The 21011-nt window shown below is 52.1% G+C and carries 23 protein-coding genes and 1 riboswitch; of the genes, 8 read left to right on the top strand and 15 right to left on the bottom strand.

Features of this window, described 5'->3' with window-relative positions:
* Nucleotides 1–5: 5 nt before the first annotated feature.
* Both B3007_RS11830 and B3007_RS11825 read right to left on the bottom strand, forming a co-directional pair.
* Nucleotides 6–524 (bottom strand): L,D-transpeptidase, encoded by a 519-nt coding sequence (locus tag B3007_RS11830; RefSeq protein WP_297532023.1) that lies wholly within the window; start codon nt 522–524, stop codon nt 6–8.
* A gap of 15 nt (nt 525–539) precedes the next feature.
* A complete protein-coding gene (locus tag B3007_RS11825; RefSeq protein WP_068442870.1) occupies nt 540–1181 on the bottom strand; it encodes a TetR/AcrR family transcriptional regulator in 642 nt (213 codons plus the stop codon).
* A 182-nt stretch (nt 1182–1363) separates the two neighbouring features.
* On the opposite strand from B3007_RS11825, the gene lexA reads away from it, so the two are divergent.
* Nucleotides 1364–1963 carry a transcriptional repressor LexA gene (lexA, locus tag B3007_RS11820; RefSeq protein WP_068436172.1) on the top strand — a complete coding sequence of 200 codons (600 nt, stop codon included), beginning with the start codon at nt 1364–1366 and terminating at the stop codon, nt 1961–1963.
* Nucleotides 1964–2013: 50 nt separating this feature from the next.
* Entirely contained in the window at nt 2014–2439 is a 426-nt protein-coding gene (locus B3007_RS11815) for a cell division inhibitor SulA (RefSeq protein WP_068436174.1), read from the top strand.
* Nucleotides 2440–2477: 38 nt separating this feature from the next.
* On the opposite strand, the gene B3007_RS11810 is transcribed toward B3007_RS11815, so the two are convergent.
* The 12 genes from B3007_RS11810 to B3007_RS11755 form a co-directional block, all read right to left on the bottom strand.
* On the bottom strand, nt 2478–2750 hold the full coding sequence (locus B3007_RS11810) for a hypothetical protein (RefSeq protein ID WP_068442867.1): 273 nt from the start codon (nt 2748–2750) through the stop codon (nt 2478–2480).
* Nucleotides 2751–2885: 135 nt separating this feature from the next.
* Nucleotides 2886–3137, bottom strand: coding sequence for a hypothetical protein (locus B3007_RS11805; protein ID WP_068436843.1), 252 nt, complete (start codon nt 3135–3137; stop codon nt 2886–2888).
* Between the two features lie 73 nt (nt 3138–3210).
* Nucleotides 3211–3675 (bottom strand): DUF6586 family protein, encoded by a 465-nt coding sequence (locus tag B3007_RS11800; RefSeq protein ID WP_068442864.1) that lies wholly within the window; start codon nt 3673–3675, stop codon nt 3211–3213.
* On the bottom strand, nt 3675–4253 hold the full coding sequence (locus tag B3007_RS11795) for a YfaZ family outer membrane protein (RefSeq protein WP_068442861.1): 579 nt from the start codon (nt 4251–4253) through the stop codon (nt 3675–3677). Before B3007_RS11795 ends, B3007_RS11800 begins: the two co-directional genes overlap by 1 nt.
* Nucleotides 4254–4448: 195 nt before the next feature.
* A complete protein-coding gene (gene htpG / locus B3007_RS11790) occupies nt 4449–6350 on the bottom strand; it encodes a molecular chaperone HtpG (RefSeq protein ID WP_301377376.1) in 1902 nt (633 codons plus the stop codon).
* Nucleotides 6351–6443: 93 nt separating this feature from the next.
* On the bottom strand, nt 6444–8012 hold the full coding sequence (locus B3007_RS11785) for a PfkB family carbohydrate kinase (RefSeq protein WP_301377378.1): 1569 nt from the start codon (nt 8010–8012) through the stop codon (nt 6444–6446).
* A gap of 4 nt (nt 8013–8016) precedes the next feature.
* Nucleotides 8017–8835, bottom strand: a complete 819-nt coding sequence (locus B3007_RS11780) for a thiazole synthase (protein WP_301377380.1) — start codon at nt 8833–8835, stop codon at nt 8017–8019.
* Nucleotides 8828–9040, bottom strand: coding sequence for a sulfur carrier protein ThiS (gene thiS, locus B3007_RS11775; protein ID WP_076516169.1), 213 nt, complete (start codon nt 9038–9040; stop codon nt 8828–8830). Before thiS ends, B3007_RS11780 begins: the two co-directional genes overlap by 8 nt.
* The gene (thiO, locus tag B3007_RS11770) at nt 9037–10191 is read right to left on the bottom strand and encodes a glycine oxidase ThiO (protein ID WP_301377382.1); all 1155 of its coding nucleotides are present in this window, start codon (nt 10189–10191) and stop codon (nt 9037–9039) included. Before thiO ends, thiS begins: the two co-directional genes overlap by 4 nt.
* 3 nt (nt 10192–10194) lie before the next feature.
* On the bottom strand, nt 10195–12012 hold the full coding sequence (thiC, locus tag B3007_RS11765; RefSeq protein ID WP_301377384.1) for a phosphomethylpyrimidine synthase ThiC: 1818 nt from the start codon (nt 12010–12012) through the stop codon (nt 10195–10197).
* A 112-nt stretch (nt 12013–12124) separates the two neighbouring features.
* Nucleotides 12125–12246: riboswitch (TPP riboswitch) on the bottom strand.
* Between the two features lie 115 nt (nt 12247–12361).
* Nucleotides 12362–12805: a PaaI family thioesterase gene (locus B3007_RS11760; protein WP_301377386.1), complete on the bottom strand. Its 444-nt coding sequence runs from the start codon at nt 12803–12805 to the stop codon at nt 12362–12364.
* A gap of 12 nt (nt 12806–12817) precedes the next feature.
* The gene (locus B3007_RS11755; RefSeq protein WP_068440913.1) at nt 12818–13255 is read right to left on the bottom strand and encodes a PaaI family thioesterase; all 438 of its coding nucleotides are present in this window, start codon (nt 13253–13255) and stop codon (nt 12818–12820) included.
* A gap of 141 nt (nt 13256–13396) precedes the next feature.
* On the opposite strand from B3007_RS11755, the gene B3007_RS11750 reads away from it, so the two are divergent.
* From B3007_RS11750 to B3007_RS11725, 6 genes are all read left to right on the top strand, one after another.
* Nucleotides 13397–14215, top strand: coding sequence for an acyl-CoA thioesterase (locus tag B3007_RS11750; protein WP_273090919.1), 819 nt, complete (start codon nt 13397–13399; stop codon nt 14213–14215).
* Nucleotides 14216–14346: 131 nt separating this feature from the next.
* Nucleotides 14347–14721: a response regulator gene (locus tag B3007_RS11745; protein ID WP_068440908.1), complete on the top strand. Its 375-nt coding sequence runs from the start codon at nt 14347–14349 to the stop codon at nt 14719–14721.
* A 1-nt stretch (nt 14722) separates the two neighbouring features.
* Nucleotides 14723–15334, top strand: coding sequence for a histidine kinase (locus B3007_RS11740; protein ID WP_301377390.1), 612 nt, complete (start codon nt 14723–14725; stop codon nt 15332–15334).
* Nucleotides 15335–15367: 33 nt separating this feature from the next.
* Nucleotides 15368–16309, top strand: a complete 942-nt coding sequence (locus tag B3007_RS11735; protein WP_068440901.1) for a GGDEF domain-containing protein — start codon at nt 15368–15370, stop codon at nt 16307–16309.
* A gap of 43 nt (nt 16310–16352) precedes the next feature.
* On the top strand, nt 16353–17357 hold the full coding sequence (locus B3007_RS11730; RefSeq protein ID WP_301377392.1) for an AraC family transcriptional regulator: 1005 nt from the start codon (nt 16353–16355) through the stop codon (nt 17355–17357).
* A 73-nt stretch (nt 17358–17430) separates the two neighbouring features.
* Entirely contained in the window at nt 17431–20112 is a 2682-nt protein-coding gene (locus B3007_RS11725) for a hybrid sensor histidine kinase/response regulator (protein WP_301377393.1), read from the top strand.
* A 2-nt stretch (nt 20113–20114) separates the two neighbouring features.
* Here the strand turns inward: B3007_RS11725 and B3007_RS11720 are convergent, their stop codons facing one another.
* Nucleotides 20115–20963, bottom strand: coding sequence for a prephenate dehydratase (locus tag B3007_RS11720; protein WP_068440891.1), 849 nt, complete (start codon nt 20961–20963; stop codon nt 20115–20117).
* Between the last annotated feature and the right edge of the window lie 48 nt (nt 20964–21011).

Here is a 21011-nt window from a genome sequence, read left to right as displayed (position 1 = left end):
TCATCTCACAAATTGATGCAGGAAATTCGCTGAAAACTTGCCGCCTGAATCCACACCCGGGTACCGGCCTGAATCCGTTCAGCAAGGTCAATCACATCGCTGTTACGCATGCGAATACAACCATGAGACAAGGGTTTCCCCATAGGTTCAGTATCCGGTGTGCCGTGGATATAGATAAAACGACGCTGGGAGTCGACGTTGCCAAAGCGGTTGAGCCCACTCTCCAGGCCCTGTAACCAGAGGATGCGGGAAAGTATCCAGTCCCGGTCCGGATGCTCTTCGGAAAGCTCTGAAGAATAGATTTCACCCGTTGGACGACGCCCACGGAATACGGCGTTTTCCGGCTGATCACGGCCAATAACAGCACAGATACGATGCCAGCCTCTCGGCGTGCAGCCGCTGCCTTCTTCTTCACCTATGCCATTCAATGCCGTTGACACTGAATATTCAGTAATGCCATCGCGCTCAGTCAGCCGCAAGAGTTGATCCTCGACTGAGATCTCAATAAACGGAAGATCTGACATCTACTGACGCGTTCCTTAGTTACCCGCAGGTGACTTCAGCCCGCTGGCGAGGAACGGCAGCAACTGATCGATAACATCCGGCGTGGCGGTGGGTTTACCGAAATCATGCTCCGCCATCGCGGTCAGAGAATCAACCCCGTTCAGTGTGAACATAGTCGCACCCAGCATGAAATGAACCCGCCAGAAGCGGTCTTCGTCGGAGAGCTCCGGCGTCGCCCGGGTAAGAAGATCCGAATAGCGGCGAAATACATGACCATACTCCACGCGCAGAAAACGACGTACATGGCCCTGACCCTGACTGTAGGCAAGCCCCAATAAACGCATAAAGATACGCAGACGTTCAGGCCGGTCTGCCCCCGAACGTAATGCGGTGTCAGATAAGAGCCGCAATAAAGACATCAGGTCAGCAGGTTGTTCGCCCTGCTCTGCATCGCAGGTATTGAGCGCCTTATCGAGTTCAGCGACAAAGGGCGTCAGAAAGCGGGCAAATACAGCCTGTATCAGAGACTTTTTAGAGCCAAAGTGATAATTCACGGCAGCCAGATTCACATCAGCCTTAGTCGTAATATTACGCAACGAAGTCTCCGCGAAACCCCGTTCTGAAAACAACTCTTCTGCAGCATCGAGAATGCTGCGCGCGGTATCTTTCTGCGCCATAGTGCCTTATCCAACTAACAAGTGTTTCAAACATACGTTTAAAACACTTAACACGCAACAATTGCAGCAATTCGGGGAAAATTCCGTCAGATCTAAAATTAGACGGCACTGGGTATTTACACAGTAAAAGGTACTGTATATATTTACACACACTGTATAAATCAACAGACTGGATAAATGTCATGGAAAAGCTCACGGCTCGCCAGCAGGAAGTTCTTGACCTGATTCGCTCAGCCATTGACGAAACAGGCTACCCGCCGACGAGAGCAGAAATTGCCGCAGAACTTGGCTTCCGCTCACCGAATGCAGCAGAAGAACACCTGAAAGCACTGGCACGAAAAGGTGCCATTGAGATGATGCCAGGTGCCAGCCGTGGCATTCGCATCGTAGGTGAAGACTCTCCGGGGCTGCCGGTAATCGGTCGCGTTGCAGCCGGTGAACCTATCCTGGCTCAGGAGCATATTGAAGATTACTGCGAAATTCCGCCGTCGTTCTTTAAGCCGGAAGCGAACTTCCTGCTCGAGGTGCATGGCGACAGCATGATCGACATCGGCATCATGGATGGCGATTACATCGCAGTGCATAAAGCAGAGACCGCACGCAATGGTGACATCGTGGTTGCCCGCGTCGGTGAAGAAGTAACCGTTAAGCGATACCACAAGAGCCGCAATCAGGTAACTCTGTTTGCTGAGAACGAAAATTACGCCCCGATTGAGGTCAACCTGAAAGAGCAGGAATTTGCGATTGAAGGTAAATACGTAGGTGTTATTCGTCGCCAGTAACGCGACCGACCAGAGTAACAGGTAAACGGTACACGACAGGAGAGATTGTTATGCGTCAGTTATCTTTCGAAGTATGTCCAGAAGCAGCACCACTCAGCTCTGCGGCACCCGTCAGAAGCGTGCCTAAAGGCAGTATGACGGAAGTCATTGTGTCTGAAGGCAGTGCATTACAACCCTTCCAGCTGTTGCCTGTGCTGGCTCTGTGCAGCGACCAGAAACGTTGGTTGATGTGGCTGAGCCCAAGCCAGAATCTGAACAAACAATGGCTGGCAAAAGCGGGCATCAGCGACTCTCCGGTACTTCACCTGAATACTCAAGTCGCTACTCAGTTTGACTTGTGTATCAAGGCGCTGAGATCAGGTAAAAGCCATTTGATTGTTGAGTGGTCAGGCGAACTCGCGGCAGATACCCGTCAACTGCTACGCCGTGTCGCAGAAGAAAACGGATCACACCTGTTCATTGTGCGTGGAGAATAAGACACTACCAGCCGGAGCTGGTAGTTGATCCGCCCGAATTACTGAGCAGTAGTAGCGGCAGGAACGTGCACAACGGCACCTTTTTCGTGCAACTCAACAACACGATCCAGTCGCTCAAGGGCTTTTTCCAGCGCGTCCTGGTTGTTCTCCATCGCTTTAATGGCATCTTTTGTTTCTTCGAGCGCGGTGCGCGTCTGCTCACGGGCTTCAGTGTATGCCTGAACGAGTTCAGAACTTTCTGGCTCATCGCTGCACGCGGTGATCAGTGAAGCGGAAAGTACTACAGTCGAGAGTGCTACTAGCTTTTTCATTCTCATCCTCAGAAGTCAATTTTCACAAGTACACCCGTTAACAGGGCTTTAGTTAGGATACTGAAATTCAAAAAAAAATCCGGTATCAGTTGCCCGATACCGGATTTTTTTATGAATTTGTCTGCCAGGGACAAATCAATGCAGGTGCTGACTGCTCTGCGGCACCTCAAAGTCGTCACTCTCGACTTCCATCCCAGACAGATCGCCCACGAGGCGCACGCCAGCCTCGAGCATTACTCTGGCCACATCCATATGGTGCTCCTGGAGACTTGCTTTCGCATCTTCAGAGAAACAGATACGAACCAGCGCATCGCTGTCCTGTTCGTCGGCACGACGCAGGGCAATGTCACCATTGGATAACTCTACAATTTCGAAAAAACCAGCCATAAGTGCCTCTTCGTTTCTGAGCGCGGATGATAACACAGGGGGGTGACGCTTTATACGAGAGTCACTGGGAGAATCAGCTTTCCTGCCGATTCTCACGCTGACTATCGATCAGGTCAGACAGATGCTGCCACCAGGACTGTGGCTGTATGTCATCGCTCTGTGCAACGGCAATGACGTTGACCGCACCCGCTGCCTGCGGGTTTCCAGCCGGGCCCGGACGCCAACGCGTTTCTGCCTCACGCAGAAATGCACTCAACCATGAGTAAGGGTCCTCGGCCAGAATCCGAATCTCGGTCATTTCACCGGTCACCAGAGGTGTCTTGTTCAGAAGATCTGAAAATGAACTGACTTCGCCGCGGTAAGTAGCAAGCGTCGCCAGCTCATTCAGATACGAAATAAAGGCATCCTGCATAAGGTACAGGCCTGAGGTCTCAAGCCCTTCAGCAAGTGCCGGGTTACCGGTTTCGCGACGCGCCTGCTCCAACAGCAATCGTGCCTGATAGAGTTTCTGGTTGGTGAAGCTCAGCCACTGACTCATCAGAAGTTCAGCTTCAGGCCGAGGTGCAGACCATCGCCGATCTTATGACGACCGCTCTGATCATCAAAAGAAACCGAGGTCATGCGGAAGCCTGTGTAAAGGTGGGCCGTCGGCAGAATATTAAAGTGCAGACGCAGATCTGCATCGACAAAGTTATTCACGTCACTGAATGACACAACCGGCGGCGCGTAGTACACATGACCACTCACACCAAAGTTACGGTTGAACGGGAAGTTGTAACGGGCAAAGCCGCCTACACCAATGGCGGCTCCGTCATTGTCATCAGTGAATATGCCGTAAGCATTGGCGCCAACACCGATATACAGGTCTGAATTCGGATTACGGACATCCACCACATGAACGCCCCCCGAGATGATGTCGCCCTGGTCACTCTCGTGCAGAGCCGCCAGGTTCAGGTGCATACCGGTATCCATGCGGGTGGCATCCCAGCCAACGCGAGCAGTAGTGTCCGCCAGGCTGATATCTAAAGATCCCCCAGCCATCGCAGAAGTAGAAATTGCAGCGACTGACGCTATAGCAGCCAGAGAAATGCGACGGGCCAACGTAAGTGTGTTCATCGTGGTACGGCGTCCTGTTTTTAGTAATAGATGTTCAGTAATAGAATTCTTATCGGTCTATGATACCAGCGTGTCTGTCGTTGGGAAAAGTACGCCAGAGACAGGCATGGTGACCTAGGTGTTGAGGAGTGTACGGGAGTGTCAGGAAAAATGCTCACACACCAGAAGCGCATGAGCATTTTGTTAAGGCAAGGCTTACTTCATCAGATCAAGCAGCAGCTTGTTCAGGCGGGTAACGTACTGAGCGGGTTGCTTCAGTTGACTGCCCTCTGCAAGCTGGGCCTGCGCGTGAATGACCTGTGCCAGTTCGGCGAAGCGATCTTCGTCCGCTTCCTGATCAAGGCGCTCAATCAATGGATGTGACGGGTTCACTTCGAGTGCAACTTCAGGCTCTGGCACCTTCTGACCAGCAGCTTCCATCAGGCGACGCATATGACCACCCATGTCGTACTGGCCAACCACGAGGCATGCGGGAGAATCTGACAAGCGCGAGCTGACACGGACTTCTTTAACGTCGTCTTTCAGCGCTGCTTCCAGACGCTCAATGAGTGCTTTGTGCGACTCTTCGAGTTGCTTCTGCTCTTCCTTTTCGGACTCGTCAGCCAGCTCATCAAGATCCAGCTCGCCCTTGGTAACATCCTGGAATGCTTTGCCATCAAAGTCACTCAGGTGGCCGACCATCCACTCATCAACGCGATCTGTCAGCAGCAGTACCTCAATACCTTTTTTACGGAAGTATTCGAGGTGCGGGCTGGCTGCAACAGCGTCGTGATTTTCGCCAGTGATGTAGTAAATTTTCTTCTGACCTTCGCGCATGCGAGCAATGTAGTCAGCAAGAGAAACGGTCTGCTCCGTGCCTTCGCTCTGAGTAGTCGCGAAGCGGAAAAGACCTGCCACTTTTTCACGGTTGGCGAAATCTTCAGCTGGGCCTTCTTTCAGAACTTCACCGAACTGATTCCAGAAGGTCTGGTACTTCTCAGCGTCTTTTTTCGACATTTTTTCGAGTGTATCCAGCACTCGCTTCACCAGTGCTGAACGCAGGCTATCGACTTGCTTATCCTGCTGCAGGATTTCACGAGAGACGTTCAGAGACAGGTCGTTGGAGTCCAGAACACCTTTAACAAAGCGGAGATACGCGGGCAGGAACTGCTCGGCGTCATCCATAATAAAGACGCGCTGAACGTACAGTTTAACGCCACGGCTGGCTTCGCGGTTCCACATATCGAACGGCGCCTGCGCCGGAATATACAGCAGGCTGGTGTAGTTCAGCTTGCCTTCGACCGTGTTATGCATCCATGTCAGTGGTTCGTTCCAGTCGTGGGAAACGTGCTTATAAAACTCTTTATAATCTTCGTCGCTGATGTCGCTCTTAGCGCGGGTCCACATCGCCTGCGCCTGGTTCACAGCTTCTGGAGCGGAGGCATCTTCACCTTCGCCGTCGTCATCATTGCTGTCCTGCTGTACAAATACAGGGATCGCAATGTGATCCGAATATTTCTTGATCAGGTTCTGCAGGCGGAAGCTGTCAGCAAACTCTTCCTCGCCCTCTTTCAGATGCAGGGTGATGCTTGTACCGCGGCCAGCTTTCTCAATTGACTCAAGGCTGAATTCGCCCTCGCCTTCGGATTCCCAACGCGTGCCCTGCTCTGCGCTCTCACCGGCACGACGAGTTTCAACGATCACCTTGTCAGCAACAATAAAGGCCGAGTAGAAACCCACACCGAACTGACCAATTAATTGCGAGTCTTTCTGCTGATCGCCGCTCAGTTGGCTCAGAAATTCAGCAGTCCCTGATTTGGCGATGGTCCCCAGATGATTCACAACATCATCACGGGTCATACCGATACCATTATCGGCAATGGTCAGGGTTTTCGCCTCTTTATCAAACGTGATGTCGACTTTCAGGTCTGACTCTGATTCGTACAGGTCATTGTTAGTTAACGCCTGGAAACGCAACTTGTCACAGGCATCCGATGCGTTGGACACCAGCTCACGCAGGAAAATTTCTTTGTTGGAGTACAAAGAGTGAATCATCAGGTGCAGAAGCTGCTTAACCTCTGTCTTAAATCCCAGTGTTTCTTTACTTGCGGCAGTCATTCATCTCTCCTTTCAGACGTGTCAGCCCTTTTACTGTGATCGCCGATGGCCAGCCACCCATTGCTGACTGGCCATCGACTATGTACTGATGACCTATTTTGGGGCTGGCGAGAACATTTCAAGGGCTGCGCGAAGGTCGGCGATGTTACTGCGCATAAGAGGCTCGTCGGCTGGACCACCGGCGATACAGGTCACTACGGCCAGAGACCCCACACCCGACTCTGCAACAAGGCGGGCGTTTTCGGGAACAATGCCGCCGATACAGGTCTGAGGCCAAGTATGATACCGCTTACTCCAGGCGGTCAGACAATCGATACCGAGAGGCTGATAGCGCAGGCGCTTGGACAGTGGCGTAAACACTGGGCCAAAGGCGATATAACTCGGCTTTTGGGCGCGTGCCCGGGCAATTTCCCACTCGGTGTGAGTACTGATACCTAACGCGACGCCTGCGGCGTGAAGAGCGTCGATATCCGCACTGACCAGATCTTCCTGACCCAGATGCACACCATCTGGCTTCAGCTCAAGCGCTAACGGCCAGTCGTCGTTGAGCCAGAAACTGACCCCCTGACTGCGACACATTGCCAGCGCCCGCCGAGTCTGATCCTTGTAATCAGTCCCCGGCGCTTTAATTCGCCATTGCACGGTATCCACACCCATATCAAGCAGCATTTCAAGGTGATCCAACGACTCTGTCAGCACATAAAGCCCCGGATTATAAGGTTCAAAACGATCAGTACGCGGATACGTCCCAACATCGGTAATCAAGGGCCACTCGTCTCCGCTTTGCGGCAATGCACTGGCAATGCAGTTTCTGTAGACAGAGCGCTCAGGCTCCATGCCTCCGGACTCAGTGCCTCCGAACTCAATACCAAGGACTCCCGAGCTGGCAATCAGTGCCTGACGTGCGGCAGCAGCGGCAATGACAATCGCATCGTACAAGCGCGTACCTTTTGTGAGCTGAACCGCAAGGGCCGCCGAGAACTGACTTCCCGTGCCGTGCGCCTGGGTTGTTTCTCTCTGCTGATGAAGAGCAAAAGAGGGCTTTGCCGCCGTCTCCGGAAAGTTCTCATCAGAACGGCTGAATATCAGGTCTGTAACCCAGGCCGAGTGTTGCTGCTGCTCATCATCGCCACCGGTAATAACCACCGTATGAGCACCCGCATGCTGCAGAGCCGCGCCCGCCGCAGCGGCACTCAATGTCTGATCTCCTAACAGCCAACGAGCCTCGTCAAGTGATGGCGTCATGACAGACACGTTCGGAATTAAACCGGTAAGGCCAGAGTGTGCCGCCGGTAGCTCCCCAAGAGTCGCTGACACCACCGGGTCCCAGATGACCGGCACCCGACTGCTGGCCTGAAGCTCGTTCAGGAACGTCCGCAGATATTCCAACACTTCTGGTTCAGGTGGCAGCCAGCCGATCAGGACTGCTTCTGGCGGGCCGTCTCTGAGCGCGGCCTGAACCTGAGCTTCAACCATAGAGGCTGAAACATGACTGACGGCTTCCACTCCCTGATGACTCTGTGCAGTCACTGCAAGAACTACACTGCGGCATTCGCACCCAGATAAAGCTGCTTGCGACAGAGCAGCCTGTAAACCCGCTCCCCCACGACTGTCAGAAGCGCAGATCGCCATTAAGTACCTAGGCTTAGTTTCACTAGTCATGGGATTACCCTCCCCGCATGGCGGTGTGCCAGAACGGCATGCCCGCCACTGGCGTACTCGGCGATGCCATATCACGTTCAGTCATAAAACCCGCATGAAAAGCAGCCCGACCGGCGTCGACGGCGGCAGCGAAGGCTCCTGCCATTGCCACTGGGTTTGCTGCTTTTGCGACCGCGGTATTGAGCAACACGCCATCGGCGCCCATTTCCATCGCCTGCATCGCCTGAGATGGCCGACCGATTCCTGCATCAACAATAATCGTGGTATCAGGCAGCCGTGCACGAAGGGTACGTAACTGATATGGATTAATGATGCCTTTACCTGTCCCTATCGGCGCGCCCCAGGGCATAACCGCTGGGCATCCTGCATGCAACAATGACTCGCACACCACCAGATCATCCGTGCAATATGGCAAGACGTAAAACCCTTGAGCAGACAACTCCCGGGCAGCACTCACAAGCTCGAAAACATTGGGTTGCAGGCTGTATTCATCGCCGATAACTTCAAGCTTAATCCATGAAGTTTTGAATAATTCACGCGCGAGAATGGCAAGTTGAATCGCTTCTTTTGCCGACTGACATCCGGCAGTATTGGGCAACAGACGCGACTGGCTGGCGCCCAACCATTGATTAACACGCTCGTGGTAATCGTTGTTAGCAAGATCACCCGCCGTCTGTCGGCGCAGCGACATGGTGACAAACCCCGGCTGCGCACTGGCAAAGGCAGACACCATTATATCGGGCGAGGGGTACATTGAGCTCCCGAGCCACAAGCGACTTGAAATCTCTTCACGTGCAATAGTAAATACGTCTGAATCAGCCACCGGTAATTGCTCCCAGCACATCAATGATGTCGCCGTTGTTTACTCTGGTTGAAGGCCACTGCTCTGCTGGCAGAAGCTCGCCATTCAGGGCTACGACAAAACGACTGCTCTCAGCCGGATAGTTCAGCGTGTCGATGATCAGAGTGTATACATTTTTTTCACTGGTCCAGGCCATGGATTTACCGTTGACGATGATCTCAATCACGCCACACCTCCCTGTTCAGATACTCTCATTTTCATACTCTCCAGCCCTTCAGCAGTTAACAGTGACTCGATCTTTTTCAGTAAGGCCGGTGCCAGTAAGAATCCGTGCCTGAACAGACCATTAACAAAGAGTGTTTTCTGCCCCCCAGAATTATTCTGCAGTTTTATGCAAGGTCTGTGGTCCTGCGTTGCAGGCCGGAGGTTCGTTTCCATAGACAAAATCCGAGCTTCCGAAAAATCCGGTGAAAGCACCCAGAACGCACTCAGCATTTCCATTGCAGAACGGACACTCACCGGAGAGCAATCATCACTCTCCAGTTCTGTTGCACCAAGCTGATAGCAATCGTTCCCACGCGGCACCATATACAAATGATACCTGGGGTGAAGCAAACGCACCGGACGATGAAATTCGGTGCCCGGACTGGAAACCCAGAGCGTTTCGCCACGCACTCCGCGAATAATCCGCTCAGCATCACTTCGGGCTCCGGCTCCACGACAATCAATAACGAGATCTGCCTGCTGTAGTTCTTTATCGAATTTATCGAAATCCGGATCGGATAATTCAGTGCTGCGCACGTCAAGCGAATAGCGGCCGTCCGTTCTGTTTACTTCGCAGGCGAAATGGAAATCCGCACCATGCTTTTCTGCAGCAAGCTGTAAGGTGCTGAGTAAAACACGGTTATCGACCTGCGCTTCATCGGGTAACCAGAAGCCTTGTTTAAATTCGCCAGAGAGCGCGGGCTCTTTCTGACGAAGCCCAGTACTATCAAGTGCAACGGCATAAGAATCGCCCGAAATATCGGGGGCGCTCATATCACGCTTAAACAAATCCATTTCTGCCTGATCCGACGGGTGCGCAACAACCAGGGTGCCGCGACGTCGGTATGGCACCCGGATACCAGAGTCTTTGTATAAATCCTCCAGAAGCCCGGGCCATAGAGTCAGAGACTCCATACCGAGATCAAAAACCTCGGGATGACACAGCGGTTTTTCAGCAACAGGGGCAACCATTGCAGCGGCAGTCCATGCCGCACATTCAGGTGTTTCTTCACTGGCGCGTTCGTAAACAGTGACCTGCATCCCGCTCCGGCTCAGTCGCCAGGCGAGTAGCCTTCCCATCAAACCAGCGCCGATCACGGCTATTGAAGACATGGCTCAGGGCTCGACTGCATCGACGTAAAGTTCCGATCCGTTCGCACGGAATTTTTCAGACATTTCCTCCATGCCCTGTCGCTGGTTGCGAATATCATGCGACAGTTTCATGGAGCAGAATTTTGGGCCACACATGGAACAGAAGTGCGCTACTTTATGGCCGTCTTTTGGCATGGTTTCGTCGTGATACTGTCGAGCTGTATCCGGATCGAGTGCCAGGTTGAACTGATCTTCCCAACGGAATTCAAATCGCGCCGCAGACATCGCATTATCATGCATCTGCGCCGCCGGATGCCCTTTCGCAAGGTCCGCAGCATGAGCTGCAATTTTGTAGGTAATCAGACCCTGCTTAACATCTTCTTTATCTGGCAGACCGAGGTGCTCTTTCGGTGTGACATAACACAACATCGCACAGCCATACCAACCAATCAGAGCTGCACCTATACCAGAAGTGATGTGGTCATACCCCGGTGCAATATCTGTAGTCAGTGGGCCTAACGTATAAAAAGGGGCCTCATGACAGTGCTCTAATTGTTCTGTCATATTTTCTTCAATCAGGTGCATTGGCACATGACCCGGCCCCTCGATAAAGGTTTGTACATCGTGTTTCCAGGCGATTTTTGTCAGCTCGCCCAATGTACGTAATTCCGCAAATTGTGCTTCGTCGTTCGCATCCGCAATGGAACCCGGCCGCAAACCGTCCCCCAATGAAAAGCAGATATCGTAAGCTTTCATAATTTCGCAGATATCTTCAAAGTGGGTATAGAGAAAACTCTCTTTATGATGTGCGAGGCACCATTTCGCCATAATCGACCCGCCACGACTGACGATCCCTGTTAAACGGTTTGCCGCCATCGGAATAAATTCCAGGCGCACTCCCGCATGAATAGTGAAGTAATCGACGCCCTGCTCTGCCTGCTCAATCAATGTATCGCGATAGATCTCCCATGTGAGGTCTTCTGCAACCCCACCGACTTTTTCAAGCGCCTGATACAAAGGAACGGTACCTACCGGAACCGGTGAATTACGCAGAATCCATTCACGTGTTTCGTGAATATTATCGCCGGTAGAGAGGTCCATAATCGTGTCTGCCCCCCAGCGGGTAGCCCAGGCCATTTTTTCGACCTCTTCACTGATGCTGGATGTCACCGCAGAATTACCAATATTGGCATTTACTTTCACACGGAAGTTACGCCCGATGATCATCGGTTCACTTTCAGGATGGTTAATATTGGAGGGTAATACCGCTCGGCCCGAGGCAATCTCATCACGAACAAACTCAGGCGTAATATAGTCTGGGATCTTCGCACCGAAACGCTTGCCGGGATGCTGCTTAGCGACTTCAGCAGACATACCCTCCTGTGACAGGCCGATGTTCTCGCGAATGGCAACGTACTCCATTTCGGGGGTAACTATGCCCTGACGTGCGTACCAGAGCTGGGAGACGTTCTTTCCGCTTTTGGCCTTTCGTACTTTCTGGCGCAGAGAAAGCTGGCCTTCTTTGATCGCTATGCGGTTTGATTCTCGTGAGGTGATGGCGCTGAACTCAGTGTCGCCACGATCTTCAATCCATTGCTCACGCACCGGTGCCAGCCCTTTCGTCACATCGACCGTGATTGCAGGATCGGTGTACGGGCCTGACGTATCGTAAACGCGCAGTGGAGAATTCGGCGTTTTGCTGCCGTCCGCCTGAGTCGTATCCGAAAGATTAATCTGACGCATACCAACGTGCATGTCATCGCGACTGCCGCTCAGGTATATTTTTTCAGACGCAGGATAAGCGTAGGTAAGGTTAAATTCGTTGTTTGTATTGTCAGCCATGCTCTTTTCCTTAAAAGGATCAGGCAGGCAGCGACGAGAATAGATGGGAACACCACACAGAATCACACGAAGGTGACCATAAGAATTGGCGTACGCAGACCACGGGGAGTCCCGGCAGTTCATCTCTGTTCCCTACGCTGGCACTAACCAGATCAGGTTCAACGGGACCCGCATTCGCGATCTCAGCCTGTGTGGTTATCTTTGATAACCGGTCAGGCACCCCGACAGATAATTCGCTGACAGTGTATGGTGATTCGCCCTTTCTTTACAAGGCGCACTCTGAAATTAAAGCACCTCTGAATAACCGCACTCATTTCCCTGTGCGATTTTTCTTAGCGGTCGGAAAATCTCACTCCTGAACCAACAAGAAATGTGCTCGCGCCGTAGCGATAGGTTCACCGGGATCGGTTTGCCAGGCGTTAATGGCCACGTTAGCAACCCGACTGCCCTGTCTCCATACCTGACAGCTGACGAAGGTATCCTGCAGACGCCCCGCACGCAGATAATCAATCGAGAAGTCGATGATTTTAGGCAGAGCAATACTTTCCATGGTCATCAGCAGGTGCAGCGCCGCTGAGGTTTCCATGCACCCCGCAATCACACCACCATGAATGGCTGGTAGCATCGGGTTACCGATATTGTCTTTATTTGCGGGCAGAATAAATGTTGGTTGCAGATCCATCGCGTGCAGCTTAATACCCAGTAGCCCGGCATACGGAACAGCATCAATCACAGCATCAAAATCACCGTTGTCTCGGCAATGCTGCAGAATTTTGCGCATGGCTTCAGTCATTGTTTCGCTCCCTTACTTACTACCAAGGCGCAAACCAATGCGCATAAAGTTAGCGGTGCAAGTAGCAACAACGACGTTGTCACTTTCCTGCCGTACTTCGCCCTGTGTGAACACCAGGCTGTTCGCCCGCTTTACCACTCTGGCCTCGCCAATCAGGTTTTCACCGGGCTTAGCGGCGCGGTGATAATCCATCCGTAAATCCAGTGTTGGACAGACTTCCCCGTCTTCGAAGCAGTTAAACGCGGCTGTGCCGCATGCTGTGTCCATCAAGGTCGTGAGACTGCCACCCGCAACGATGCCATTGTCAGGGTTGCCTATAATGGCCTCACTGTACGGTAACTTGAGAATCACTTTTTCACCGTCGGCGTATTCCACCGTCATGTTGAGTACGCGACAATGCGGCAGAACCGATACAAACCGGGTAGCTCTCTGCGTCAGCTGATCTGACATAATGAAGGGCTCCTAAAAACCAGAATGGTTAAGGTACTTGTCACTCAATCGATGAGCAATGCTGTATCCGAGCTATTAAATTGACATATATGATCATCACACGCAGAAGCAGGTGATCTTTATAGTAAAACAGGACTCGTAATGACCTCTTTCGATCACTACTACCAAGCCCTTCTCAATGGCGAGATGCCTGCTGTCGATGCCACCTGGGGTCAGGGAAAGACCACCTTTGGCGGTATGTCAGCAGCGCTTGCATTAGCTGCTCTTGAGCGGGACTACCCCCAAACTGCGCCGCTTCGATCTCTGAGTATTCATTTCTGTGGAGCACTGACGACCGAGCAACCATACGATATTGCTACGCGGGAGCTCAGAGCCGGCCGCTCAGTTTCACACTTACAGGCAGAGGTCATCCAGAACGAGGACTGTGCCACCGTAGTCAGTGCCTGCTATGGCAAGGCTCGGGAATCTGATGTAATTGTCCATGCAGACAAGCGCGAACCGGGTGAACCCGGCAGTGGCACCCGCCTGGGATATATCCAGGGCGTGACTCCGGAGTTCGTGCGTCATATTGACTTCAGCTATGTCAGCGGCGGGTTGCCCTTCTCGAACAGCAAAGACAACCACATCCATGGTTGGATGCGCTTCAATGACTGTGCTGGTCCTCTTACCGAAGCCCATCTCGTTGCATTGATCGACTCCTGGCCTCCCGCCACTCTTCAGAAGCTCAAGTCGGTCGCTCCCTGTGCCAGTATCACCTGGAGCCTCGAACTCCTCGATTCGCCTTCTGCGCCCTCTACCGGTGGTGAGGCTTTACAGGCGAATGACTGGCTCTATTACGAAGTTGACATCGCCGAAGCGCACGGTGGCTACGCCCACACAACCGCACGTATCTTCCGTGCCGATGGCTCCCTTCTTGCGCTGTCGCGCCAGCTGGTTGTGGTTTACGACAAACGCAGCTGATCTTTACAGGGTTCTTCCTTGCTGTAATCACTGAGAGCAACTATTACTTAAAGCATGGGCGATGTATTCAGCGACGTCGTTCTATGTGACTAGCAGCCTCTCACCAGACTTACAGGAAGTGAAGAACCGGAATGAGCCTTAATGTACTGATTTGTGACGACTCGAGTTTTGCCCGCAAACAGATGGCGCGAGCACTGCCTGAAGAGTGGCAGGTGGAGGTCCACTTTGCTGGTGATGGGGTGGAAGGCGTCGATGCGATCCGTGAGGGTAAAGGTGATGTCGTTTTTCTCGACCTGACTATGCCGAACATGGACGGCTATGGTGTACTCGAAACTATCCGTCGGGACGACCTTCCAGCCATGGTTATTGTTGTCTCTGGCGATATCCAGCCCGACGCCCAGGAGAGAGTCAAAAAGCTGGGAGCGATGGCGTTTATCAAAAAACCGATTGATGCCGACAAAGCGCGCTCCGTGCTGACCGAATACGGCATTATGACGGGGGCCTGAAATGTCAGCAGCAGCGATTATTAATGAAGACCAGCGCGACTGTTATCAGGAACTTACCAACGTAGCTATGGGTCAGGCGGCTGATCGCCTGGCTCGCTTGCTGAATGCATACGTCGTGCTTCCTATCCCAAAAATCAGCGTCATTGAGAACAGTGACCTGAATATGGCTCTGCAAGGCGCCACCAGCGACAGCAGTGTTTCGGCTGTGTGTCAGGGCTTTATCGGTGCTGGCATCTCTGGCGAAGCTATGCTGATGTTCAATGATGCCTCGTTTGCCAGTCTGGCCTCTCTGATGAAGTACTCGGGCCCACTGACACAGGCCGCCGAACTAGAGCTGCTGATGGATACCGCCTCTGTGTTAATCGGCGCCTGTATTCATGGTATCGGTGACCAGCTGGAAATTGTTTTTAACCAGGGGCATCCCGTGGTTCTGGGTCAGCATTGTGGTATGGCTGACCTGGTGGCCTACGGCAACAATGGTTGGGATAAAGCACTGGCGATAGAAATCCATTATACGATTGAGCACGTAAATATAGAGTGTGAGCTCCTCTTGCTATTCACCGAGGAGTCTGTACGAGCACTGAATAAGAAGATTGACTACCTTCTTGATTAACACCGGCACCCGACCGAGAGAGACACCAGACAGATGAGCGACAAGAGCGAGGCAGACACGATTAAAGACATCCACTGGTTGATGGATATTCTTCAGAATATCGACGTCGGCCTTGTCGTGCTTGATCGCAATTACGAGGTTCAGCTCTGGAATGCCTTTATGGAGGGGCACAGTGGCGTCAGCCCGCAGCTGGCGAAAGGCAAGAACCTGTTTTCGCTTTTTCCAGACCTTGATGAAGCCTGGTTTAAACAGAAAGCAGAACCAGTATTCCAACTCAAAACCCGGACCTTCACCATCTGGGAGCAGCGCCCGTATCTTTTCCACTTCAGGAATTCGCGCCCGATTACTGGCCGCAGCAAGTTTATGTATCAGAACACCAGTATCATCCCACTGGAGTCCGTTACCCGCCAAGCTGATCATCTATGCGTAATTATTTACGACGTTACAGATACGGCCGTTGGTAAGCTCGATATTTCCCGGGCAAACCAGACCCTTAGCGAAATTCAGGTCCGCGATTCACTAACGGGTCTGATGAACAAATCTGCCTGGTTGACTGTTCTGGAAAGTTATTACGCCAGTCAGAAACAGGGCTGCCTCCTCTTACTCGACATGGATCATTTCCGCGACCTGAACCATGCTCTCAGTCACCAACAGTGTGATGAGATTCTACGGCGGATCGGCGCAGGCTTAAAAACTCTGGGCGATGAACAGCACGCAGCTCGATTCGGTGGCGAAATATTCTCGGTCATTCTTGCTGAAAAAGAGGCCGAGGAAGCCATGCAGATCGCCGAAAAATTACGTCGCTCAGTTTTTAGCCTGGGAAAAAACTCGCAGCATACGATCAGCGCCAGCATCGGGGTTGCAGAACGCCTTGCCGATACGCCCAGCGCCAGTGAATGGTTAAGTAACGCAGACAAAGCGCTTTACCACGCAAAGGAAAGCGGCCGCAACCGCACATCCCTGTTTAAACGGTGACCTGCTATCATACGCAGCAGACTTCCTGATCCTGCTTGCTGTTATGGCCTCTTTTTCGATACCACCCGCATTCATCGATGCACCTTTGAAAGGTGTAGAACGTCACGGCTTCGCCCGCGACATAATTCTGAGTGAAGCCGGTATTGAAGCAGGATCTTTCAACCCGGATGGATCACTGGCTCCTGAATCATACGCCCGACTGATGCTCACTATCTGGCGGAAAACCAACGATGAGGCGATGGGGCTGAATCCAGAACCCGTTGTATTCCGCACCTTCGCTATGATGGGTCGGTCAATCATCACCTGTGCCACACTCGAACACGCGATTCGCAGAGCAAGTTCGTTTTACAGGCTGCAACCTCACTCCCCACAGATTACCGTGGAAAAAGGTGAACACAGGGCCAGGCTCCTTATAACCCATGAATCAGATTACGACCCCGATCACTTTCTCAGTGAGTCTTTACTGGTCATCTGGCACCGCTTCTGTAGCTGGCTGATCGGCCGCGGCATTCCTTTATTGAAAGTAGAATGTCCTTATGCACCGCCAGGTCACGTTAGTTTATACGATGATTTGTTCGCAACGCCGGTCACCTTCAATTGCGATAGTTTGTCTCTGACCATTCCCCTGCAGGCGATTCATGCTCCAGTTGTGCAATCAGCGACAAGCCTGGAGGAATTCCTCGGACACTCACCAGCAGATATTCTTGCCCGGCCTAATCCACACGAGAGCACCAGTGCGAAAGTTCGACACGCACTGATGAGCCTGGCCAGCGATCAGATGCCCGACCTTACCGGCATGGCCGACGCTCTATCTGTGTCTGGCGCAACCCTGAGGCGCCGTCTCCGTCAGGAAGGAACAACGTATCAGACCATTAAAGACAACGTACGACTGATGGAAGCCAAGCGTTTACTAGCTGGCTCAGAGTTAAGCATTGCAGATATCGCTGTTGCGTCAGGATTCTCGGAGACAAGTGCCTTCACACGAGCATTCTCTCGCTGGACCGGAGATTCACCTGCAAATTTCCGACGCAGAAACAGCAGCCGTTGAGGCCAAAGCACTGAGTGACAATGACAGCAGCGAAACTAAACTTTAAACTCAGACCATTTACGAGAGACACATTGTGGCGGTAAGGATACTTCTGCTTCTTTTCATTCTGACTCCATGTGCCGCCCACGCCCTTTCGCTGACGGACGATCTGGAAGGACGTCTACTGGGTACTTCTCTTCAGGAGTGGTCTGAATCAGAGCAGATTAGCCCGGACGATATACATTCACACTCATTGCCTTGGACTCAGGTCAGAGCGATGGTGCCCAACCCCGGTGTTTCAAGCCCACCTCACTGGTATCGCCTGCCGCTCAAAGTGAGCAAGACCGGAGAGCGCTGGTTCGCCGACGTGGATTACCCGAGAATAGAACGTATTGATATGCGGCTGTTCCGCGGTAAAACCCTTATCGCCTCCTCCGAAGACGGCAACCCGGTTCACTCAGACGCACCCCAGCGAGCAAAACTGTCTTTCAGTTTTGAATTGCCCTTTGATCAGCCGGGCGAATATGTACTGTACCTCCGGGTTGAAAACAATGTACTGCTGAATTTCCCGTTACGTCTCTTCAAAGATGCAGGCTTACGCGACGCCCAGCAGCAGAAACAACTCTATTTCGGGCTCTATACCGGGTTTCTGTTCGCACTGCTGCTTTACAACCTGGCGGTTTATCTGGTTATCCGTGAACGCTACATGATCCTGTTCTGTGGCTTCGTGTCGACGTATCTACTGTTCTTCTGGGCACATACGGGGCTGGGTTACCGATACTTGTGGCCAGACTGGGCAGGTTTCGAGGAGCAGTCGAGTTTCCTGACGTCCTGCTTTGCCATGCTGTTAATCATATTGTTCAGCATGAGTTTTCTGAAAGTTGCTGGCCCTAACCGACGCGCGCTGACACTGGTGTACAAAATCGCTGTGTTACTCACGGGCGCTGGGGCTGTTTCTGCCCTGTTTACTGATGTCCACACCACGGCAATCATTATGAGGGTTGTCACCCTTTTGACGCCTGTATTCCTGATTATTTCTGCGAGCCTGTCGCAACCACTGTCGTCGGCATCCAGAGCCGTCTATACCCTGGGAGTATATTCGCTCGCAATCGCTATTGTTGTTCACAGCCTGGCCCGTCAGAGCATTATTCCTACCAATGACATCATTGCATATGCCGCACACATCGGTGGCGTAAGCCTGATTGCTATTCATAGCCTGGCGATTGTTCTGCGCCTGTATGAGCAGCGGCTTGAACAGATTCGTGCACGCAAAGACATTATTGCTGCACGAAAACGCTCACTTCAAAGTGAAGAAAAACTGCGTCAATCAGAGGCTTCTCTGGCAGAAAAAGATGCGGAAGCGAATGCCAAGTCTGCGTTTCTGGCCATGATGAGCCACGAAATCCGGACACCGCTGAATGGCGTGCTTGGCATGGTTGAATTACTGCAGCACACACGTCTCGACAACCAACAAAAACGCTATATCAGTACCATCGCCAGCTCAGGTGAGAATCTTCTTTCGCTTCTCAATGATGTGTTGGATCTCTCTAAAATTGAATCCGGAAAAATGATCATTGAGCGTAGACAGGTTGAGCTGGCCCCCTTAATCAATGAGTGTCTGATGCTACACAGCCAGAAGGCACTGGATAAACGACTGACCTTAACCGCTGATTTAGGCACACCGCTGTACACAACAATCAGTACGGATGAGATGCGACTCAGGCAAGTGCTCAATAACCTGATCAATAATGCCGTTAAATTTACCGAGCAGGGACACGTTGAAATCCGACTGGAGTGGCGGGAGCCCGAACTTCAGATCCATGTCATTGATACCGGCATTGGTATTTCAGAGGAGCAACGGCGCCGCCTGTTTCACAGCTTCACACAAGCGACACCAACCACGAGCAAATATTATGGCGGTACAGGTCTTGGGCTGACCATCAGCCAGAAACTGACTCATTTACTCGGGGGAGAGATCTCAGTGAGCAGCTCCCCGGGTGCTGGCTCTGCATTCACTGTCAGACTGCCCGATGTTGCTCCTGGGTCACCTCAAGCAATATCAGATCTGTCTGGCCGCACATGTTTTATCGAATTATCGAACCCTGTCGAGCGACGCTTCGTCAAAATGATCACTGCCCGCCTTGGTCTGGAGGAAGTCACCAGTCGTTTCCACACACCTCTGGATTGCATGATCGTCGATGCACTGCCAGCCGATAAAACCATCCCTGAAAACCTCATTTGTGTTGTTGACGACTACTGGCCACGTATTGGTGTTGAACGCCAGAGCGAGCGTCCTCTTCGTTCTCATGTTCTTCTGCATCAGATATCTAACCTGATTCAGGTCCAGACGGAGTCAACAGAGGCTGTCACCGGGTATCGCAGAGGCACGATCTGGGTGGCAGAAGATAATATCGTCAATCAGAAAGTAATCTCGGGAATGCTCCGCCATCTGAATATGGAATGTGAGGTATTCTCTAACGGAGCCCAGATTCTTGCGGCTTACGGTAAACGTCCTGAGCAAGCGGATCTTATTCTGATGGATTGCGAAATGCCGGTCATGGACGGTTATGACGCCTGCCGCGAAATCCGTCGTCTGCAGGACAGCGATGCAAACAATATTAACCGCCGCACCCCAATTATTGCCCTGACGGCACACCTTGGCGGTGAGTTCGAACAGATGGCCCGCCAGGCGGGCATGGATGATCTGGTCACTAAACCGATTCGTAAGAGTACGCTCAGTAACCTGTTCAGTATCTGGCTACCTGAAACGGAATGAGCTTATACAAACGCTGCCGATTTGCGATACGTATGCATAGGGTAACTGCCCAGTACGCGAACATCCCGGGCAAAATAGCGTAACTCCTCAAGAGCATTCGCTACCGGCAGCTGATCCGGGTGCCCGTAGATATCCAGGTGGAAATGGCTGGCCTCCATCGTGCCACCATCCATATAACTCTCCAACTTCACCATATTCACGCCATTGGTCGCAAAGCCGCCCAGTGCCTTGTACAAAGCAGCAGGAATATTCCGCACAGAAAAGAGTAAGCTTGTCATATATCTCTTTTCTGCATCGTAGTGCTGGTGCTCGGCTTCCCTGGAAAACACAAGAAAGCGTGTGGTATTCCCCATAACGTCCTGAAAATTTTCATGCAGGATGTGCAACCCATAAAGTTCCGCTGCGAGAGAAGACGCAATAGCGCCAACACTGAGATCGCCTTGTTCAGCCAGACCTTTCGCAGACATGGCAGTATCCACTGCTGCCTCTTGCTTCAGCCCCAGATTAATCATTCGCTGATGACACTGAGCCAATGCCTGCGGATGTGAGCGAACGCGCTTGAGTTGTTCAAGTGATGACCCTGGGAGTGCCAGCAAACAATGGTTTACTGGTTCGAAATGCTCCGCGATCACGAACAGCTGAGTTCTCGGAATAAGGCGGTATATTTCTTCTACACGGCCCGCCGTGGAGTTTTCTAACGGAATCATCGCCCGCTCGGCAAATCCATTACTTACGAGATCAAGAGCACCGATAAAATCGTCGCAGGCAAGGTACTCCCAATCCGGAAAGACCTTAGTGCAGGCAAGGTGAGAATAAGCCCCTGCTGTCCCCTGATATGCCACTCTACTCATAACAACGCCCCAAAACTGTGCACCCTAAAATCAAACCTACCGAATGCA

The sequence above is a fragment of the Thalassolituus sp. UBA675 genome, from assembly GCF_002297765.1.
Classification (GTDB): Bacteria; Pseudomonadota; Gammaproteobacteria; order Pseudomonadales; family Oceanobacteraceae; genus Thalassolituus.
The sequence above is the reverse complement of the archived record's forward strand: the minus strand, read 5'-3'. Positions and strand labels throughout refer to the sequence as shown.

Bases quoted from the DNA above. Each gene is read 5' to 3' on its own strand.
- B3007_RS11830 (WP_297532023.1), bottom strand. From the start codon at position 524: ATGTCAGATCTTCCGTTTATTGAGATCTCAGTCGAGGATCAACTCTTG.
- B3007_RS11825 (WP_068442870.1), bottom strand. From the start codon at position 1,181: ATGGCGCAGAAAGATACCGCGCGCAGCATTCTCGATGCTGCAGAAGAG.
- lexA (WP_068436172.1), top strand. From the start codon at position 1,364: ATGGAAAAGCTCACGGCTCGCCAGCAGGAAGTTCTTGACCTGATTCGC.
- B3007_RS11815 (WP_068436174.1), top strand. From the start codon at position 2,014: ATGCGTCAGTTATCTTTCGAAGTATGTCCAGAAGCAGCACCACTCAGC.
- B3007_RS11810 (WP_068442867.1), bottom strand. From the start codon at position 2,750: ATGAAAAAGCTAGTAGCACTCTCGACTGTAGTACTTTCCGCTTCACTG.
- B3007_RS11805 (WP_068436843.1), bottom strand. From the start codon at position 3,137: ATGGCTGGTTTTTTCGAAATTGTAGAGTTATCCAATGGTGACATTGCC.
- B3007_RS11800 (WP_068442864.1), bottom strand. From the start codon at position 3,675: ATGAGTCAGTGGCTGAGCTTCACCAACCAGAAACTCTATCAGGCACGA.
- B3007_RS11795 (WP_068442861.1), bottom strand. From the start codon at position 4,253: ATGAACACACTTACGTTGGCCCGTCGCATTTCTCTGGCTGCTATAGCG.
- htpG (WP_301377376.1), bottom strand. From the start codon at position 6,350: ATGACTGCCGCAAGTAAAGAAACACTGGGATTTAAGACAGAGGTTAAG.
- B3007_RS11785 (WP_301377378.1), bottom strand. From the start codon at position 8,012: ATGACTAGTGAAACTAAGCCTAGGTACTTAATGGCGATCTGCGCTTCT.
- thiO (WP_301377382.1), bottom strand. From the start codon at position 10,191: ATGTCTTCAATAGCCGTGATCGGCGCTGGTTTGATGGGAAGGCTACTC.
- thiC (WP_301377384.1), bottom strand. From the start codon at position 12,012: ATGGCTGACAATACAAACAACGAATTTAACCTTACCTACGCTTATCCT.
- B3007_RS11760 (WP_301377386.1), bottom strand. From the start codon at position 12,805: ATGACTGAAGCCATGCGCAAAATTCTGCAGCATTGCCGAGACAACGGT.
- B3007_RS11755 (WP_068440913.1), bottom strand. From the start codon at position 13,255: ATGTCAGATCAGCTGACGCAGAGAGCTACCCGGTTTGTATCGGTTCTG.
- B3007_RS11750 (WP_273090919.1), top strand. From the start codon at position 13,397: ATGACCTCTTTCGATCACTACTACCAAGCCCTTCTCAATGGCGAGATG.
- B3007_RS11745 (WP_068440908.1), top strand. From the start codon at position 14,347: ATGAGCCTTAATGTACTGATTTGTGACGACTCGAGTTTTGCCCGCAAA.
- B3007_RS11740 (WP_301377390.1), top strand. From the start codon at position 14,723: ATGTCAGCAGCAGCGATTATTAATGAAGACCAGCGCGACTGTTATCAG.
- B3007_RS11735 (WP_068440901.1), top strand. From the start codon at position 15,368: ATGAGCGACAAGAGCGAGGCAGACACGATTAAAGACATCCACTGGTTG.
- B3007_RS11730 (WP_301377392.1), top strand. From the start codon at position 16,353: ATGGCCTCTTTTTCGATACCACCCGCATTCATCGATGCACCTTTGAAA.
- B3007_RS11720 (WP_068440891.1), bottom strand. From the start codon at position 20,963: ATGAGTAGAGTGGCATATCAGGGGACAGCAGGGGCTTATTCTCACCTT.